Source organism: Falsiroseomonas sp., from assembly GCF_051859025.1.
Taxonomy (GTDB): domain Bacteria; phylum Pseudomonadota; class Alphaproteobacteria; order Acetobacterales; family Acetobacteraceae; genus Falsiroseomonas.
Genome location: NZ_JBHYGL010000001.1, coordinates 981,090 through 997,837 on the forward strand (window position 1 = coordinate 981,090; position 16,748 = coordinate 997,837).

General features: G+C 69.7%; 13 protein-coding genes and 2 tRNA genes. 6 read left to right on the forward strand and 9 right to left on the reverse strand.

Features of this window, described 5'->3' with window-relative positions:
* Positions 1-6: 6 nt before the first annotated feature.
* A complete protein-coding gene (locus ACTIE5_RS04810; RefSeq protein ID WP_439548549.1) occupies positions 7-1,176 on the reverse strand; it encodes a deoxyguanosinetriphosphate triphosphohydrolase in 1,170 nt (389 codons plus the stop codon).
* A 106-nt stretch (positions 1,177-1,282) separates the two neighbouring features.
* Between ACTIE5_RS04810 and ACTIE5_RS04815 the strand changes: the two genes are divergently transcribed.
* Positions 1,283-1,630, forward strand: coding sequence for a HesB/IscA family protein (locus tag ACTIE5_RS04815; protein WP_439548550.1), 348 nt, complete (start codon positions 1,283-1,285; stop codon positions 1,628-1,630).
* 49 nt (positions 1,631-1,679) lie between these two features.
* Complete coding sequence (xth, locus tag ACTIE5_RS04820; RefSeq protein WP_439548654.1) at positions 1,680-2,456, forward strand: exodeoxyribonuclease III; 777 nt, start codon at positions 1,680-1,682, stop codon at positions 2,454-2,456.
* Between the two features lie 40 nt (positions 2,457-2,496).
* Here the strand turns inward: xth and ACTIE5_RS04825 are convergent, their stop codons facing one another.
* Positions 2,497-2,784 carry a hypothetical protein gene (locus tag ACTIE5_RS04825; protein ID WP_439548551.1) on the reverse strand — a complete coding sequence of 96 codons (288 nt, stop codon included), beginning with the start codon at positions 2,782-2,784 and terminating at the stop codon, positions 2,497-2,499.
* Between the two features lie 353 nt (positions 2,785-3,137).
* On the reverse strand, positions 3,138-4,856 hold the full coding sequence (ilvD, locus tag ACTIE5_RS04830) for a dihydroxy-acid dehydratase (protein ID WP_439548552.1): 1,719 nt from the start codon (positions 4,854-4,856) through the stop codon (positions 3,138-3,140).
* A gap of 146 nt (positions 4,857-5,002) precedes the next feature.
* Here ilvD and ACTIE5_RS04835 point away from each other — a divergent pair, with 146 nt between their 5' ends.
* Complete coding sequence (locus tag ACTIE5_RS04835) at positions 5,003-5,566, forward strand: Uma2 family endonuclease (protein WP_439548553.1); 564 nt, start codon at positions 5,003-5,005, stop codon at positions 5,564-5,566.
* Between the two features lie 4 nt (positions 5,567-5,570).
* Here ACTIE5_RS04835 and ACTIE5_RS04840 read toward each other — a convergent pair whose 3' ends face one another.
* Entirely contained in the window at positions 5,571-5,756 is a 186-nt protein-coding gene (locus ACTIE5_RS04840; RefSeq protein ID WP_439548554.1) for a hypothetical protein, read from the reverse strand.
* A 5-nt stretch (positions 5,757-5,761) separates the two neighbouring features.
* Complete coding sequence (locus ACTIE5_RS04845) at positions 5,762-8,452, reverse strand: valine--tRNA ligase (RefSeq protein WP_439548555.1); 2,691 nt, start codon at positions 8,450-8,452, stop codon at positions 5,762-5,764.
* 102 nt (positions 8,453-8,554) lie between these two features.
* On the opposite strand from ACTIE5_RS04845, the gene ACTIE5_RS04850 reads away from it, so the two are divergent.
* Positions 8,555-9,523 (forward strand): Bug family tripartite tricarboxylate transporter substrate binding protein, encoded by a 969-nt coding sequence (locus ACTIE5_RS04850; RefSeq protein ID WP_439548556.1) that lies wholly within the window; start codon positions 8,555-8,557, stop codon positions 9,521-9,523.
* A gap of 20 nt (positions 9,524-9,543) precedes the next feature.
* Here the strand turns inward: ACTIE5_RS04850 and ACTIE5_RS04855 are convergent, their stop codons facing one another.
* From ACTIE5_RS04855 to ACTIE5_RS04865, 3 genes are all read right to left on the reverse strand, one after another.
* Complete coding sequence (locus ACTIE5_RS04855; RefSeq protein WP_439548557.1) at positions 9,544-10,056, reverse strand: DUF2497 domain-containing protein; 513 nt, start codon at positions 10,054-10,056, stop codon at positions 9,544-9,546.
* A gap of 58 nt (positions 10,057-10,114) precedes the next feature.
* A complete protein-coding gene (locus tag ACTIE5_RS04860) occupies positions 10,115-11,476 on the reverse strand; it encodes a TolC family outer membrane protein (RefSeq protein ID WP_439548655.1) in 1,362 nt (453 codons plus the stop codon).
* A gap of 146 nt (positions 11,477-11,622) precedes the next feature.
* Complete coding sequence (locus tag ACTIE5_RS04865; protein ID WP_439548558.1) at positions 11,623-12,303, reverse strand: protein-L-isoaspartate O-methyltransferase family protein; 681 nt, start codon at positions 12,301-12,303, stop codon at positions 11,623-11,625.
* A 164-nt stretch (positions 12,304-12,467) separates the two neighbouring features.
* Here ACTIE5_RS04865 and ACTIE5_RS04870 point away from each other — a divergent pair.
* Both ACTIE5_RS04870 and ACTIE5_RS04875 read left to right on the forward strand, forming a co-directional pair.
* A tRNA-Cys gene (locus ACTIE5_RS04870) sits at positions 12,468-12,538 on the forward strand.
* 116 nt (positions 12,539-12,654) lie between these two features.
* Positions 12,655-12,729: transfer RNA gene (locus tag ACTIE5_RS04875), tRNA-Asn, on the forward strand.
* A 141-nt stretch (positions 12,730-12,870) separates the two neighbouring features.
* Here ACTIE5_RS04875 and ACTIE5_RS04880 read toward each other — a convergent pair.
* On the reverse strand, positions 12,871-16,748 hold a 3,878-nt coding region (locus ACTIE5_RS04880; protein ID WP_439548559.1), incomplete at its 5' end, for a beta strand repeat-containing protein.

Below are 16,748 nucleotides of genomic sequence, written 5' to 3' on the forward strand. Positions count from 1 at the left end.
AGATGGTCAGCCGGGAATCGTCGGATCGGTGAGGCGCTTGTGCTCCTCGAGCGCATAGCGATCCGTCATGCCGGCGAGGTAGTCGCACACCGCGCGCGCGGCGGCCTGGCTGCCGGGGTCGCCGGCCTTGTCCTGCCACCAGGGCGGCAGAAGGCGGGGTTCGCCATGCAGCAGGCTGAACAGGACCTGCAGCGCCCGCTTGCATTTCTGCGTGGTGCGGTTGACCCGCCAGTGGCGGTACATGCGCTGGAACAGGAAGGCGCGGAGTTCGTTGTTCGCCTCCATCATGGCGTCGGAGAAGGCGACCACGGGGCGGTCATGCGCGCGGATATCGGCGGCGCTGGCGGGCTTCAGCGCGGCGATTCGCCGGCGGGTTTCCGCCACCACGTCGTTCACCATGGCGTTGATGACGCGGCGCACGACCTCGCTGGTCGCGCGGTCCTTCGGCAGGGTCGGGTGCTGCTGCCGGGCGGCGTCGTAGGCGGTCTTCACCAGCGGCAGCGTCGCCGCTTCCTCCAGCGTGAACAGCCCGGCCTTCACGCCGTCATCGAGGTCATGGTTGTTGTAGGCGATGTCATCGGCCAGCGCCGCGACCTGCGCCTCCGCGCTCGCATGCGTCGTCAGGTCCAACGGGTGCAGGCGATCATATTCGACGATGTAGGGGGATGGGCGGCGCAGCGGGCCGTTATGCTTGGCGAGGCCCTCCAGCGTCTCCCACGTCAGGTTCAGCCCGTCGAAGCCGGCGTAGCGGGTTTCCAGCGCGGTGACGGCCTTGAGGGACTGCGCATTGTGGTCGAAGCCGCCATAGGGCTTCATCGCGGCATCCAGCGCATCCTCCCCGGCATGGCCGAAGGGGGGATGGCCGAGGTCATGGGCGAGGGCCAGCGCCTCCGCCAGATCTTCCTCCAGCGCCAGTTCCCGGGCGACGGAGCGCGCGATCTGCGCGACTTCCAGGCTGTGGGTCAGGCGCGTCCGGAAATGGTCGCCTTCGTGATAGACGAAGACCTGGGTCTTGTACTGCAAGCGCCGGAAGGCGGTGGCATGGATGATGCGGTCGCGGTCGCGCTGGAAGGGCGAACGTGCGCCGCCGGTGGGCTCGGCATGCAGCCGGCCCCGTGAATCGCTGGCCCTGACCGCCCAAGGGGCCAGGCCGTCCGGAAGCCGCGTCGGGTCCATCCGGAAGGCCGTAGCACCGCCCGGCGCGAAGGGGCAACAGAGGGTTGGGCGTGGAAACCGGGGCAGGACCGTCCTATCTTGCATCCCAAGGAGTACCGGAACCGCCATGGACACGAACATCAGCACCGCCTTCCGCGTGACGCCCCGCGCCGCGCAGCAGGTTGCCGAGATCGCGGCGCGGGAGGGCAAGCCCAATGCCGGCCTGCGCCTGGCCGTGGATGCCGGGGGCTGTTCCGGCTTCCAGTACAAATTCGGGCTGGAGGATGCGCCGGCACCGGATGATCTGGTGGTCGAGCACGGGCCTGGCCGCGTCTTCGTCGATCCCGTCAGCCTCGACCTGCTGGCCGGCGCCGAGCTTGATTGGACGGAGGCGCTGATCGGCGCCCATTTCGCCGTGAAGAACCCCCAGGCCGTCTCCGCCTGCGGCTGCGGAACCAGCTTCAGCGTCGGATAGGCACGTCGGGTAGGCTGGCCGGGCGCGCTGGCGTAGGATCGGGCGCATGATCCGCCTCGCCAGCTTCAACGTGAACTCCGTCCGCAAGCGGGCGCCCCACATCCTGCGCTTCCTGGCGCGGGAGCAGCCCGATTTGCTGTTCCTGCAGGAATTGAAGTGCAAGACGGAGGAGTTCCCGGAGCTGGAACTGAGCGCCTCCGGCTACCGCATGAAGGCGGTGGGGCAGCATGGCGGGCGCAACGGCGTGGCCGTGCTGGCGAAGCCGGGGCTGGATTTCGAGGTGGTGGCGGAGTCGCTGCCGGGCGACGAGGGCGACACCCATGCCCGCTACATCGAGGTCGCCGCCGCCGGCGTGCACGCCGCGGGCATCTACCTGCCGAACGGCAATTCCGGCGGCGATGACGGCTATGCCTACAAGCTGGCCTGGATGGAGCGCCTGCGGCTGCTGGCGAAGGACAGGCTGGACCGCTTCACGCCCTTCGCCGTGCTGGGCGACTTCAATGTCTGCCCGACGGCGCTGGATTTGGCGCCGGGCGCCCTGCCGCCGACCGATGCGCTGGTGCGGCCGCCGACGCGGGCGGCCTGGCGGGCGCTGGAGAATCTGGGCCTCACCGACGCGCTGCGGGCGCTGCATCCCGGGGAGCGCGTCTATACCTACTGGGACTATGGCAGCGCCTTCGAACGCAATGCGGGGCTGCGCATCGACCACGCGCTGCTCTCCGCCGAACTGGCGGAACGGCTGGTGGCGGCGCGGGTGGATGTGGCGCCGCGGGCGGAGGAAACGCCCTCCGACCACACGCCGCTGGTGATCGACATCGAGGGTTAGGCACCCTCCCCCGCCCTGGCGGAGGGGGATGCGAGGCCGCCTACCAGCGCCGATCCCAGTGACGGTCCCCGTGCCGGTCCCAGCGCCGCTCATGGTGCCGGGGCGGCGGGCCCCAATGGCGGGGCGGCGGCGCGTAGTAGGGGCGATAGACCGGCTGCGGCCGGTAATAGACCGGCGGCAGCGGGGGCGGCGCGTAGTAGGGCCGCGCATAGCCATACCCGCCGCCGTAATACCCGCCCCCATGCACCGGGGTCAGGTCCCCGGCCACGACGCAGCCGGGGGCGAAGGCCAGGGGCAGGATGAGGAGCAGCGCGCGAAGGCGTTGCATGACCGGTCTCCGGCGGCGGGGATGAAGGTTGGAAGTCGATTCCGCCGCGCCTGATGATGAAACGCCCGCCGCATGCCCGCCGCAGGGCGGGATCAGGGCGATGTCACGGCGATGAAGGCGGGTTCATGGCAGGCCCCTTACCAGCCTCGATGCTGCCGGTAGCCATGGGCGCGCCGGCAGCAGCGGGGGGCGAAGGCTCTTCGTCGCGGGGGCTCCTTGCGGCATGCCGCCCTGGTGGCGCTGCCTCGACCGCCCCTCCCCTGCCCTACGCCCCCAAGGTGGCCGCCCCGCGGAGGCGCGAGGGCGGGCGCATGGCGGCACCGTGGCGGGCCGCCATGCGTTACGCTACCGGATTACTGGTCGGCGTAGACGTGGCTCTCCCCGGCCGCGCCGGGATGGGTCACGGCGCCGTGGGAGGCGGGGCCGACGAGCTGGGCGTATTTCCACAGCGCGCCGCTGGTGTAGTCCGTCTTCCGCGGGGTCCAGGCGGCGCGGCGGGCGGCCAGCTCGGCTTCCGGGATCATCACGTCGATCGTGCCGGCCTCGGCATCGATGACGATGGGATCGCCGTTCTTCAGCAGGGCGATCGGACCGCCGACGGCCGCCTCCGGTCCGACATGGCCGATGCAGAAGCCGCGCGTGGCGCCGCTAAAGCGGCCATCGGTGATGAGGGCCACCTTGTCGCCCATGCCCTGGCCATAGATGGCGGAGGTGGTGGACAGCATCTCCCGCATCCCCGGGCCGCCCTTCGGGCCCTCGTAGCGGATGATGATGACGTCGCCGGGCTTGTAGGCGCGCATGTCCACGGCCTTGAAGGCGTCCTCCTCGCAATCGAAGCACAGCGCCGTGCCTTCGAAGCGAAGCGTCTTCATGCCGGCGATCTTCACGATGGCGCCTTCGGGGGCCAGCGTGCCCTTCAGGGAGACGACGCCACCGATGGGGGAGACAGGGTCGGAGGTCGGGCGGACCACATCCTGGTCGCGCGGGACGATCACCTCCCGGTGGTTTTCCGCCAGGGACTTGCCGGTGACGGTGATGGCATCGCCGCGGAGGTAGCCGCCTTCCAGCAGCGCCTTGATGATGACCGGCACGCCGCCGACGTTGAAGACATCGAGCGCGACGTATTTCCCGCCCGGCTTCAGGTCCGCGATATGCGGCGTGGCGCGCATGATCTCCGCCACATCATGGATGTCGAACTTGATCCCGGCCTCATGCGCCAGGGCGGGCAGATGGAGGGCGGCGTTGGTCGAGCCGCCGGTGGCGCCGACGATGGCGGCGGCGTTGAACAGCGCATCCTTGGTGACGATGTCGCGCGGGCGAAGCTGGCGGCGGATGAGCTCCACCACCGCCCGGCCGGATTCGACCGCCCAATGGTCGCGGCGCTGGTCGGGCGCGGGGGCGCCGGCGGAACCCGGCAGGGCCAGGCCGATGACTTCCGAGATGCAGGCCATGGTGTTGGCGGTGAACTGGCCGCCGCAGGCGCCGGCGCCGGGGCAGGCGTGCTCTTCCAGTTCCTGCAACTCCTCGTCGGACATGTTGCCTGCGGCGTGCTGGCCCACGGCTTCGAACACATCGAGCACCGTGACGTCGCGGCCGCGGTGGCGGCCCGGCATGATGGAGCCGCCATACATGAAGACGGAGGGCACGTTCAGGCGGATCATCGACATCATCAGGCCCGGCAGCGTCTTGTCGCAGCCGCCGAGGCCCACCAGCCCGTCATAGCAATGGCCGCGCATGGTGAGTTCCACGCTGTCCGCGATGATGTCGCGGGACGCCAGCGAGGACTTCATGGACTGGTGGCCCATGGCGATGCCGTCGGTGACGGTGATGGTGGTGAATTCACGCGGCGTGGCGCCGGCTTCCTTCACGCCGATCTTCACCGACTGCGCCTGGCGGGACAGCGCGATGTTGCAGGGCGCGGCTTCGTTCCAGCAGGTGGCGACGCCGACGAAGGGCTGGGCGATCTCCTCCTTCGTCAGGCCCATCGCGTAGTAGTAGCTGCGGTGCGGCGCACGTTCCGGCCCCATGGTGGTGTGGCGGCTGGGCAGCTTCGACTTGTCCCATTGCGTCATGCGGGCGGTCTTCCCTGTTGCTGTCGGCGCGTTTCCACCCCCGGCCGGGGCCGCCCGATTCCTGGCCGTTCCGTGCCATAATGCGCGCTTGCCCGTAAGGGGGGGCGGTGGCGTAGGGTGCATGGGGTTCCCATATCTGGCGCCACATGTCCGAGCAGACCGAGTTGCCGACCGAGCCGATGACCGTCGAGGCCTTTTGCGCCTGGGCTGATGCGGCGCCGCGGGTGCGCTGCGAGTTGGAGGAAGGCCGACTGGTCGCCATGGCGCCGGAACGCGCCATCCATGGGGAGGCGAAGGCGGCGGCCTGGCTGGCCCTTCGGAACGCCATCCGCGCCGCCGGCGTGGATTGCCGGGCCTATCTGGACAGCCTGGCAGTCGCCGCGGGACCGAATTCAGCCTACCAGCCTGATGCGCTGGTCAATTGCGGGACGCCGCCAGCGCCGACTGCGCTTGTCGCGCCCAATCCCGTCGTCGTGGTGGAGGTCAGTTCACCCTCCACCAGCCGGGTCGATGCTGTGGCGAAATTCCTCGACTACATGCGTCTGGACAGCATCCGGCACTATCTGCTCATCGACGCCATGAAACGGATCGTCGTGCACCATCGCAAGGAAGCGGATGGGCGCATCATGACGATGATCCTGCCGGCCGGCCCGCTTACCCTCGACCCGCCGGGCATCACCATCCAGGTCGAGGACCTGTTCGAGGCGTAGCGCCTCAGCCCATCGCCATCAGGTACCCCACCCCCAGCACCAGGCCGGCGATGGCGGTCAGGGCCTGGGCTTCCGCCTTCGTCACGACATGGCTGCCGATCCGCCGGCCCGTCAGCTGCGGCGTGCCGAGCAGCACGGGCAGGCTGAACAGGAAGATCGCGGCGAAGAGCTTGAGGGTGCCGCTATCCATCCCCCCTACCCCGCGATCCGCGCCATGGCGGCATCGAGGCGCGCCATCTCCGCCCGCGCGGCGACCAGGCGTTCGCGGTTCTCCTCCACCACCTCCTCCTTCGCGCGGGCGACGAAATCGGCGTTGGCGAGCTTGGCCTCGACCTTCCGCGCGTCCGCTTCCGCGGCGGCGCGGGCCTTGGCCAGGCGGGCGCGTTCGGCGGCCAGGTCGATGACATCGGCCAGCGGCAGCATCACCGTCGCCTCACCCACCACGATCTGGGCCACACCCTTGGGGGGGGCGCCGTCGAGGGCCTTCACCTCCGTCGCGCGGGCCATGCGGCGGATGACGTCGATCCAGCGATCCGCGCGGCCGAGCGTGGTGCCGGAGGCGCCGGACAGCAGCAGGGGGACGGTGACGGAGGGGGGCACGTTCATCTCCGCCCGCACGGCGCGGACCTCACCGATGAAGGAGACGACCCAGTCCAGCTCCTCCCGCGCCGCCTCGGCATCGCGGACATCCGTGGCGCCGGGCCAGGTCTCCCGGATCAGCGTGCATTCGGGGCCGTAGCCGAACAGGTGCCAGAGTTCCTCCGTGATGTAGGGCATGGCGGGGTGCAGCATCTTCAGGATGGTGCCGAAGACATGCTGCGCCGCGCCCTTCACCTCGGCCTTCGCCGCCTCATCCGTGCCGTTCAGCACGGGCTTGGCGAATTCCAGGAACCAGTCGCAGAAGCCGCCCCAGGCGAAGCGGTAGCAGGCATTGGCGTATTCATCGAAGCGATAGGCTTCGAGCGCCGCCGTCGCCTCCGCCACCGCGCGGTTCGCGCCATCGAGGATCCAGCGCGACAGCGGCAGGGTGGCCGTCGCGGGGTCGAACGCCTTGTCGGCGGCGATCCCGTTCATCTCCAGGAAGCGGGCCGCGTTCCAGATCTTGGTGCCGAACGACCGGAAATCCTCGACGCGCTTGCGGCCGAGCTTCACGTCGCGGCCGGGGCCGGTCAGCGATGCGATGGTGAAGCGCAGCGCGTCGGCGCCATAGGCGTCGATCAGTTCCAGGGGGTCCATGACGTTCCCCTTGGACTTGGACATCTTCTGGCCCTTCTCGTCCCGGACCAGGCCATGGATGTAGACGTGCCTGAACGGCACCTCACCCATGAAGTGGATGCCCATCATCATCATGCGGGCGACCCAGAAGAAGATGATGTCGAAGCCCGTCACCAGCACGTCGCCGGGATAGTACTTCGACAGCTCGGGCGTCTTGTCGGGCCAGCCGAGCGTGGAGAACGGCCAGAGGGCGCTGCTGAACCAAGTGTCCAGCACATCCTCGTCCCGCACCAGCGTGACATCGCGGCCGAACTTCTCGCGGGCCAACGCGGCGGCTTCCTCCTCGGTCTTGGCGACGAAGACCTCGCCATCCGGCGCATACCAGGCGGGGATCTGGTGGCCCCACCAGAGCTGCCGCGACACGCACCAGGGCTGGATGTCGCGCATCCAGGCGAAGAAGGTGTTCTCCCACTGGCGCGGCACGAAGGTGGTCTGGCCGGTCTCCACCGCCTTGATGGCGGGCTGGGCCAGCGTCTTCGCGTCCACATACCATTGCATGGTCAGGCGCGGCTCGATCGGCACGCCGGACCGGTCGCCATGGGGAACCTGGTTGACGTGCGGCTCGATCTTGTCGAGCAGGCCGAGTTCCTCCAGCTTCGCCACGATCGCCTTGCGGGCGGCGAAGCGGTCCATGCCGTCCAGGCCGCGCACGAAATCGGGGTCGCCGCCATCGGTGGTGAGGCTGGCGCCGATCTCCGCCAGCGTCACCTTCGCATCGGCGTCGAGCACGGAGATCATCGCCAGGCCGTGGCGCTTGCCGACCTCGAAATCGTTGAAGTCATGCGCGGGGGTGACCTTCACCGCGCCGGTGCCCTTCTCGGGGTCGGAGTATTCATCCGCCACCACCGGCACGCGGCGCCCGGTCAGCGGCAGGATGACGTTCTTGCCCACCAGATCGGCGAAGCGTTCATCGGTGGGATGCACGGCGATGGCGGTGTCGCCCAGCATCGTCTCCGGCCGCGTGGTCGCCACCGTCAGGAAGCGGTCGGGCTGCCCCTCCACCGGGTATTTCAGGTACCAGAGGCTGCCCTTCACCTCCCGGCTCTCGACCTCGAGGTCGGAGATCGCGGTCTGGAAGACGGGGTCCCAATTCACCAGGCGGCGGTCGCGATACAGCAGGCCCTGGCGGTAGAGGGTGACGAAGACCTCCCGCACCGCCTTCGACAGGCCCTCATCCATGGTGAAGCGTTCGCGCGGCCAGTCGAGGCTGGCGCCCAGGCGGCGAAGCTGGCGGGTGATGGTGCCGCCGGACTGGCCCTTCCATTCCCAGACATGCTGCAGGAAGGCCTCACGCCCCATCGTGCGCCGGTCCAGCCCCTGGCTGCCGAGCAGGCGTTCCACCACCATCTGCGTCGCGATGCCGGCGTGGTCCGTGCCGGGCTGCCACAGCGCATCGCGCCCCTGCATCCGCCGGAAGCGCGTCAGCATGTCCTGCACCGACATGGTCAGCGCATGGCCGATATGCAGGCTGCCCGTGACATTGGGCGGCGGGATCATGATGGTGAAGGGCTTCGCGGGCGAAGCGGGGTTGGCGGCGAAGGCGCCGCTATCCTCCCATCCCTTGTAGAGGCGGGCTTCCACGGCGGCGGGGTCGAAGGATTTGTCGAGCATGGCGGCATCCCTTCCCCGCCAGCGCGCGAACGTCAAGGGCGCGTGGCTTGCCGGAGGTGGCGGCGGGCCGCATCCTGCGCCCAACGAACCGGAGGAATGACGATGCGCGCGACACGCCGCGGCCTGATGCTTGCCGGCCTTGCCAGCCTCAGCGCGCCCGCGCTGGCCCAGCCCGCCTGGCCGTCCGGCCCCGTCCGCATCATCGTCCCCTTCCCGCCCGGCGGCAGCATGGACACCATCACGCGGCTGCTGCAGCCGCGGCTTGCCGCCGATCTCGGCCAGTCCATCGTCATCGAGAACCGGCCAGGTGCCTCAGGCGCGCTCGGCACCGCCGTCGCCGCGCGGGCGCAGCCGGATGGGCTGACCTTCGTGATGGTCTTCGACAGCCATTCGGTGAACCCGTCCTTCATCCCGAATCTCGGCTTCGACCCGAAGCGGGATCTCCAGCCCGTCAGCCTGGTGGGATCGGCGCCGATGCTCATCACCACGCATCGCGCCCGCCCCTGGACCACGCTCGGCCAGGTGATCGACGCCGCGCGGGCGAAGCCGGACACGATCACCTACGGCTCCATCGGCGTCGGCAGCCTGTCGCATTTGACCATGTCCCGCCTACAGCAACTGGCGGGGGTCACGATGATCCATGTGCCCTATCGCGGCGGCGGGCCGATGAGCGCCGCGGCCGCGGCCGGGGAGCTGGACATGCCCGTGGCAAGCCATGCCGGGCTCGGCGGGCAGGTCGGCGTCACGCTGCGGCCCCTGGCGCAGACCGGCGCGCGGCGATCGGCCCTGTTCCCGGACCTGCCGACGGTGGCGGAAGCGGGCGTGCCGGGGATCGACGCGCTGGCCTGGTGGGGAATGCTGGCGCCGGCGCGGGTGCCGGAGGCGATCGTGACGCGGATGCGCGACGCCATCGTGAAGGCGCTGCAGGTCCCGGAGGTCCGCGAACGCCTGTCCGGCCCGATGGGCGTCGAGATCGTGGGCAATACCCCGGCCGAATTCGGCGCCTTCATCGATCGCCAGACGGCAACCTGGGCGACCGTGATCCGGGAGAACAACATCCGGCCGGAGTAGCGCCCCGGCCGGGCGGCAATTCAGCCGAGCGCCCGGCCCACCACGCGCTCGATCTCGGTCCGCACCAGGCGCTCCACCAAGGGCGGCAGGTGCTGGTCGAGCCATGCCTTCAGCAGCGGGCGCAACTCCTCCCGCACCACATCCTCGATGCTCGGGCCGCTGCGATAGACCGGCGCCTGGCGTTCGGCGGCGACGCTGCGCAGCAATTGGCCAAGCGCCGCGGTTGTCGCGGCGGCGACGGCGGGGGCGACGAGACCCTCCATCGACATTTCGGCCGGCGCCGGCATCGGGGCCGCCAGAGGCTGGATCGGGGCCTGGGGCGGGCCCTCGGGCTCCGGGTCCGGCGGCAGGGAGACATGGGTCGGCGCCGCGGGCGCTTCCGGCGGGGGCGGGCTGGCGACCAGCATCGCCTCGGTCAGCTCCAGCGGTTCCGCCTGGGGCGGGCCGCCGGTGGATTGCGCGGCAGGGCTCTGCGTGGCGGGGGTCTCATCCTCGTTCAGGATGCGGCGGATGGAGGCGAGGATGTCATCCATCGCCGGATCCGCGCCCTGCGGCCCCCCTGGTTGCCCGCCCGACATCCCGCTCATGCGCTCAGCGTCCCGGCTGCTGGGCGTAATCGCCCCAACCGACCCAGCGGTTCCGCACTTCGCGGTAGTAGCCCTCCATGTCGTAGATCTGCACGGGCAGGTTCAAGTCCCGCGCCGTCAGGCGGCCGAGCGAGGAGGCCAGGCTGTGAGAGGCGGTGATGACGTTGGCCAGCGCGCGCACCAGGCTGACGCGGGCGTTCAGCAGTTCCTGTTCGGCGTTCAGCACGTCGAGCGTCGTGCGGCTGCCGACCACGGCTTCCCGCTGCACGCCATCTAGCGCGATTTCGGCGGCGCGGATCTGGGCGCGGACGCTGTCCACCTGGGCGCGGGCGGCGTTCAGCGTCTCCCACGCCTGGGTGGCCTGCTGGGTGGCGGCGCGGCGCTGGTCCTCCACCACCTGGCGGGCCTGCTGCGCGCTCTGCCGCGCCTGGCGGACGGCGGCGTGTTCGGCACCGCCCTGGTAGAGCGGGACGGTCAAATTGGCCGTGACCTGCGTGCCGTTGAGGCGCGTATCGGTGGAGGTGGTGGAATTGTCGTTCCGGAAGGTGGTGCCGGTGACGCTGACCTGCGGCAGCAGGGAGGCGAAGTTCACATCCACCAGATCCCGCGCCGCGGCTTCGTCGAAAAGGGCGGCGACGACGTTGGGGTTGTTCTGGCTGGCGATGGTGCCGGCTTCCCGCGCATCGGCCACCGGCACGCGCAGCGGCTGCGGCGCGACCAGGCGCTGCGGCGGCTGGCCGACCAGGCGGGCGAAGGTGGCGCGGGATTGCTGGAGCCGCCCCTCTGAATCGGCGCGGGAAGCGCGGGACCCGGCGAGCCGGCTTTCCGCCTGCGCGACGTCGGTGCGCGTGATCTCACCGACGCGGAAGCGTTCGTTGGTGGCCTGCAGCTGCCGCGTCAGCACCTGTTCGTTGTTGATGTTGAGGCGGACCTCCTCCTGGTCCCGGATCACGGCGACATAGGCGTTCACCGTGTCCTGCATCACCTGCTGTTCGGTGGCGATCAGCCGGGCGCGCTGGGCGAGGACCTGGTTTTCCGCGCGGCGGGTGGAGGCGGTGGTGCGGCCGCCGCGGAAGATCGGCTGGGTGACGGAGGCCTGGTTGGAGACGATGTCGCGCGACCGCCAGGGGGAGGTCACGCGATCCCCGGCATTGGTGGAGGTGGTGGCCTGGCCGACGCTGCTGGTGATCTGCACCGTGGGCCGCCAGCCCGCCAGCGCCGCCGGCACGTTCTCATCCACCGCGCGAAGCTGGGCGCGGGCGGCCTGGAGGGTGGGGTTGTTGGCATAGGCCAGGGCCAGGGCTTCCTGCAGCGTCTGCGCCTCCGCCGGCCGCGCGGTGGCGTAGAGCGCCGGCGGCGACAGCATCAGGGCAGTCAGTGCAAGCGCGTGGCGGGACAGCGTCATGGTCTGGCGGCTCCTGCGTCCCGCCGAGCATAGCGGGTCCGTCCGGGGATCAAAGACAAAGCGGCGTGGCCCGCGCAAGGCGGCCGCCGACGCCGGATATCGTTAGGTCAGAACACGAAACCAGGGGCCGGCTGGAAGGCCGGCAGCGGCACCGTGGCGCAGTCGAAGGCATCCGTCACGCCGAAGCTGCCGCCGGCGTTGCGGCCGATGACGGCACGCGGCCCGGCGGCGGGGCCCTTGGCCGCCAGGATCGCGGCCAGGCGACCGCCCTCCGCCAGCTGGCCGCTGAGCGTCGCGGGAATGGCGGGGACCTCGCCCTCGATCAGGATGGCGTCATAGGGGGCGGCGGCGGCGTGGCCGTCGCGCAGGCTGCCCATGACCAGCGTGATGGCGCCCGGCGCGAACAGCCCGGCCAGGGCCTTCACCGCGATGCACTGCAGGCCCGCATCATCGTCCAGCGCCGTGACGCGGGCGCCGCAATGGGCGGCGACGGCCGAGAGGTAGCCGGTGCCGGCACCGACGACGAGCATCCGGTCCCCGTCCCGCAGGCCGAGCAGCTGGATCATCCGCGCCGTCACCATCGGCGTCAGCATGGCCCGGCCAGCGGGCAGCGCGATGACGCCGTCGCCATAGGCGCGGGGCGCGAGGGCGGGGGGCAGGAAGCGTTCGCGGGGCAGGTCCAGCATGGCGGCGATCACGCGGGGATCGGTCACCTTGTTGGGGCGGAGCTGCCCATCGACCATCCGGCGCCTTGCTTCCGTGGTATCCAGCGCGGTCAACACTTCCATCGTCGCGGCCTCTTGCATCGCGCGGTTATACGGGGGGCCGCAGCGGCGGCCAAGCGGCGCCGCTGCGCCGCAACACGTGGTTACGTCGCATGATGGCATTAACAGAATGCCGACTGCGCTTGACCATCGGCGTCGCCTGCCGGATATGGGGGCGCATCACCTGCGGCCGCGTGGCAGAGTGGTGATGCAGCGGACTGCAAATCCGTATATGCCGGTTCGATTCCGGCCGCGGCCTTGGTTTTCCTGCCTTCCGGGGCGGGGGGCGACCTTCCTGGAAGGGAGTTTCGCTTTCTGATCCGGGGGGTCTTTACCCAGCGTCGGGCGCTCGCTATAGCCCGCCGCCTTGGCTGATCCGGCGTGGCGCAGCGGTAGCGCAGCGGACTGTTAATCCGTTGGTCGTTGGTTCGAATCCAACCGCCGGAGCCAAGCTCCCCAAAATTTCCTTCGCCCAAACACATCGCGAGCAGGCCAGGGCCCCGAGGGGCTAGGGCCTCCCGAACGGGCATGAGTTTCCAATTGGGCGGAATGGCGCCGCCCCCCCGGAGGGGAGAGCGGCGCCCGGGGCCGCTACAGGATGAGGTCGTCCGCCGTCATGGCGAGCAGCCCCGACAGGCGGATCACCAGTTCCGCCGAGCCGCCGTCGCCGATATCGAAACCGACGTAGGTCTCCAGCCCCAGCTGCCAGGTCCGTGCCTGCGCCACGCCGAGGCCGTCGAAAGCCGCTCCCCCGATCCAGGCAAAATCCTGGTCGCCCGCATCGGCCCTGGGATCGATGGCACTGACATCCAGCAGATCCTCCCCGCGAACGAAATCGGCGACGGTGTCGGGGGAAGAGGCGGGGCTTTCGGCCAGCGACTGGAAGCGGAAGACATCGGCGCCGATGCCGCCCGAGAGGCGGTCCACCCCGCCGCCGCCATCGAGCGTATCGGCGCCGCCAGCGCCCGCCAGGGTGTCGTTGCCCGACAGGCCCTCCATCCGGTTCGCCCCGGCATTGCCGGTGATCGAATTGCCCGTGGTATTGCCGGTGCCGTCGAGGTCGGCCGTTCCGGTCAGGCTGAGATTCTCCACCGCGGCGCCCAGCGCGTAGTCGATGGAGGCCAGGACAACATCCGTCCCCTCCCCCGCCAGTTCCACCACCTCGTCCCCGGCCTCGTCGACGTAGAACGCGTCGTTACCGGTGCCTCCTTCCTGGGTATCGGCGCCGGCGCCGCCGGTGATCGTATCATTGCCGCCAGACCCCGACAGCCGGTTCGCGCCGGCATTCCCGGTGATACGGTTCGCCTCGGTGTTGCCGGTGCCGTCGATGTCGGCCGTTCCGGTCAGGATCAGGTTCTCGACCCCGGCGCCCAGCGTGACGGTGACGGAGGAGAACATCCAGTCGGTGCCCTCACCGGCTGCCTCCGTCACCAGATCGCCGCCATCGTCAACGTAGAACACATCGTTGCCGGCACCGCCTTCCAGCGTGTCCGCACCCAGCCCACCCGTCAGCGTATCGTTGCCGCCAGACCCGGACAGGCGGTTCGCGCCGGCATTCCCGGTGATGCGGTTCGCCTCCGTGTTGCCGGTGCCGTCGATGTCGGCCGTTCCGGTCAGGCTGAGATTCTCCACCGCGGCACCCAGCGCGTAGTCGATGGAGGCCAGGACCACATCCGTCCCCTCCCCCGCCAGTTCCACCACCTCGTCCCCGGCCTCGTCGACGTAGAACACATCATTGCCGGTGCCGCCTTCCAGCGTATCAGCGCCGGCGCCGCCGGTGATCGTATCGTTGCCGCCAGACCCGGACAGCCGGTTCGCGCCGGCATTCCCGGTGATGCGGTTCGCCTCCGTATTGCCGGTGCCGTCGATATCGACCGTTCCGGTCAGGCTGAGATTCTCCACCGCGGCACCCAGCGCGTAGTCGATGGAGGCCAGGACCACATCCGTCCCCTCCCCCGCCAGTTCCACCACCTCGTCCCCGGCCTCGTCGACGTAGAACGCGTCGTTGCCGGTGCCGCCTTCCAGCGTATCGGCACCAGCGCCGCCGGTGATCGTATCGTTGCCGCCAGACCCCGACAGCCGGTTCGCGCCGGCATTCCCCGTGATGCGGTTCGCCCCCGTATTGCCGGTGCCGTCGATATCGGCCGTCCCGGTCAGGATCAGGTTCTCGACCGCGGCGCCCAGCGTGACGGTGACGGAGGAGAAAATCCAGTCGGTGCCCTCACCGGCTGCCTCCGTCACCAGATCGCCGCCATCATCGACGTAGAAGACATCGTTGCCGCTGCCGCCTTCCAGCGTGTCCGCACCCAGCCCGCCCGTCAGCGTATCGTTGCCGCCAGACCCGGACAGGCGGTTCGCGCCGGCATTCCCGGTGATGCGGTTCGCCTCCGTGTTGCCGGTGCCGTCGATGGACCCGCCACCGGTCAGCGTCAGGTTCTCCACCGCGGTGCCGAGCGTGAGGGTGACGGAGGAGAGAATCCAGTCGGTGCCCTCTCCCGCTGCCTCCTCGACCGCATCCGCCGCATCATCGACGTAGAACACATCATTGCCGCTGCCGCCGACCATGCGGTCCACGCCCGCGCCGCCGACGAGGATATCGTTGCCGCTGCCGCCGGCCAGCGTATCGGCGCCCGCCTGGCCGTAGATGGTATCATTGCCATCCAGCCCCTCGATGCCGTCGTCCAGGCTGCCGCCAAGGATCCGGTCACCGCTCACGGTGGGCACGCCGACCAGGACCTGCGCGGCACTCAGCGTCTGATCCGAGAAGGCGAATTCCTCGACGGCGATGACGATGTCCGTCCCATCAGGGCTGCCACCGCGCAGGTCCACCAGCCGGATCGCGCCACCGGGCAGTTGCGTCACGGCGTAGTCGCCGCGGCTACCCGTCAGCACGAAACAGTCCGTGCCTGTGCCGCCATCGACGGAGTCGTTGCCGCCGCTGGCAGCGATGGTATCGGCCCCCGCATCCGCGGCGATCGTGTCGTTGCCACCCAGCCCATCAAGGCCGTTGTCGGATGCATCGCCAAGGATGTTGTCGTCGCCCGTCGTCGCGACCGCGATCAGGGAACGGGCCAGCAATTCGGCGTGGTCCCAGATCGTGCCATCGGCGAACTCCACCTCCTCGATCCGGTTCTCCGCCTGGCCGAGGCCGCCATCCAGCCTGATGGTCGCACCGCCGGCCAGCGTCAGCACGAAATCGCTGCCGCCATCGGCCTGGCTGACCGCAACATGGCTGGTCAGGATGCCGGCGCCGAGGACCAGCCGATCCGTGCTGCTGTCACCGATCGCGCTGTCCGAGATCGTGTCGCTACCGTCGCCCAGCGCATAGTAGTAGCGATCCGCGCCATAGGCCCCGAGGAGCAGATCGTTGCCCGTGCCGCCGGTGATGCTGTCAGCGCCCGAATTGGCGGAGATGGTATCGTTGCCTGCGCCCCCGGCCAGGGGATTGTCGAACTCATCGCCCGAAAAAGCATCATGGCCGGCATTGTCGACGATCGACCGGGCCAGAAGGGCCGCCTGGTCCCAGGTCGTGCCGTCGGCGAACTCCACCTCCTCGATCCGCCCGAAGCTGTTGGTCAGGCTGATGAGCAGAGTGACAGTGCTTCCATCCGGCATGGTGAGGATGAAGTCGTCGCCGGCACCGCCCTGCGCGACCGTCACCTGGCTCGTCAGGATGCCGGCGCCCAGCACGAGGCGATCATGGGAAGGGCTGTCGAAGGAGAAGTCGTTGATCGTATCGTTGCCGTCGCCCAGATCGTAGAGGAAGACGTCGTTGCCCGCTCCTCCCAACAAGGAATCATTCCCCGTGCCGCCATCGAGCGTATCGGCGCCGACGCCGGCGAGCAGCGTGTCACCGCCAGCGCCGCCGTCCAGCGTATTGTCATTCTCGTCGCCGTAGAAAGAATCATTGCCGCTATTCGCGAGCATCGACCGCGCCAGCAGGTTGGCTTGCGTCCAGACCGTGCCGTCCGCGAACTCCACGAAGTCCACGCGCGCAAGGGCCGACGCCAGGCTGCCCGCCAGCCGGATGCTGCCGCCGCCCGCGATGGCCAGCAGGAAGTCCGTGCCATTCTCCTGCGTCACCGTCACATCGGCGGTGGTGATCCCCGCGCCCAGCAACAGCCGGTCGTTCACATCGAAGTCGAAGCCGGCCGTGGAGATCGTGTCGTCGCCATCGCCGGCTTCGTAGATGAAGCGGTCAGCCTCGCCGCCGCCATCCAGCGCGTCGTTGCCGGTGCCGCCCCGCAGCGTGTCCGCGCCACTCCCGCCAAGAAGGGTATCCGCCCCCGCGCCGCCATCCAGCGTGTCCGCCAGGTCACTGCCGTTGAACGCGTCGTTGCCGCCATTGCTGGTGGTGGACAGGGCCAGCAGCTGGGCCACGTCCCAGACCGTGCCGTCCGCGAACTCCACGAAATCCACGCGCGCAAGGGCCGACGCCAGGCTGCCCGCCAGCCGGATGCTGCCGCCGC

Excerpts from the sequence above, each read along its gene's own strand:
- ACTIE5_RS04810 (WP_439548549.1), bottom strand. The coding sequence starts at position 1,176 with ATGGACCCGACGCGGCTTCCGGACGGCCTGGCCCCTTGGGCGGTCAGG.
- ACTIE5_RS04845 (WP_439548555.1), bottom strand. The coding sequence starts at position 8,452 with ATGCTCGACAAATCCTTCGACCCCGCCGCCGTGGAAGCCCGCCTCTAC.
- ACTIE5_RS04815 (WP_439548550.1), top strand. The coding sequence starts at position 1,283 with ATGGACACGAACATCAGCACCGCCTTCCGCGTGACGCCCCGCGCCGCG.
- ACTIE5_RS04840 (WP_439548554.1), bottom strand. The coding sequence starts at position 5,756 with ATGGATAGCGGCACCCTCAAGCTCTTCGCCGCGATCTTCCTGTTCAGC.
- ACTIE5_RS04835 (WP_439548553.1), top strand. The coding sequence starts at position 5,003 with ATGTCCGAGCAGACCGAGTTGCCGACCGAGCCGATGACCGTCGAGGCC.
- ACTIE5_RS04855 (WP_439548557.1), bottom strand. The coding sequence starts at position 10,056 with ATGGATGACATCCTCGCCTCCATCCGCCGCATCCTGAACGAGGATGAG.
- ilvD (WP_439548552.1), bottom strand. The coding sequence starts at position 4,856 with ATGACGCAATGGGACAAGTCGAAGCTGCCCAGCCGCCACACCACCATG.
- ACTIE5_RS04860 (WP_439548655.1), bottom strand. The coding sequence starts at position 11,476 with ATGCTGTCGCCGCCGGCGCTCTACGCCACCGCGCGGCCGGCGGAGGCG.
- ACTIE5_RS04865 (WP_439548558.1), bottom strand. The coding sequence starts at position 12,303 with ATGGAAGTGTTGACCGCGCTGGATACCACGGAAGCAAGGCGCCGGATG.
- ACTIE5_RS04850 (WP_439548556.1), top strand. The coding sequence starts at position 8,555 with ATGCGCGCGACACGCCGCGGCCTGATGCTTGCCGGCCTTGCCAGCCTC.
- ACTIE5_RS04825 (WP_439548551.1), bottom strand. The coding sequence starts at position 2,784 with ATGCAACGCCTTCGCGCGCTGCTCCTCATCCTGCCCCTGGCCTTCGCC.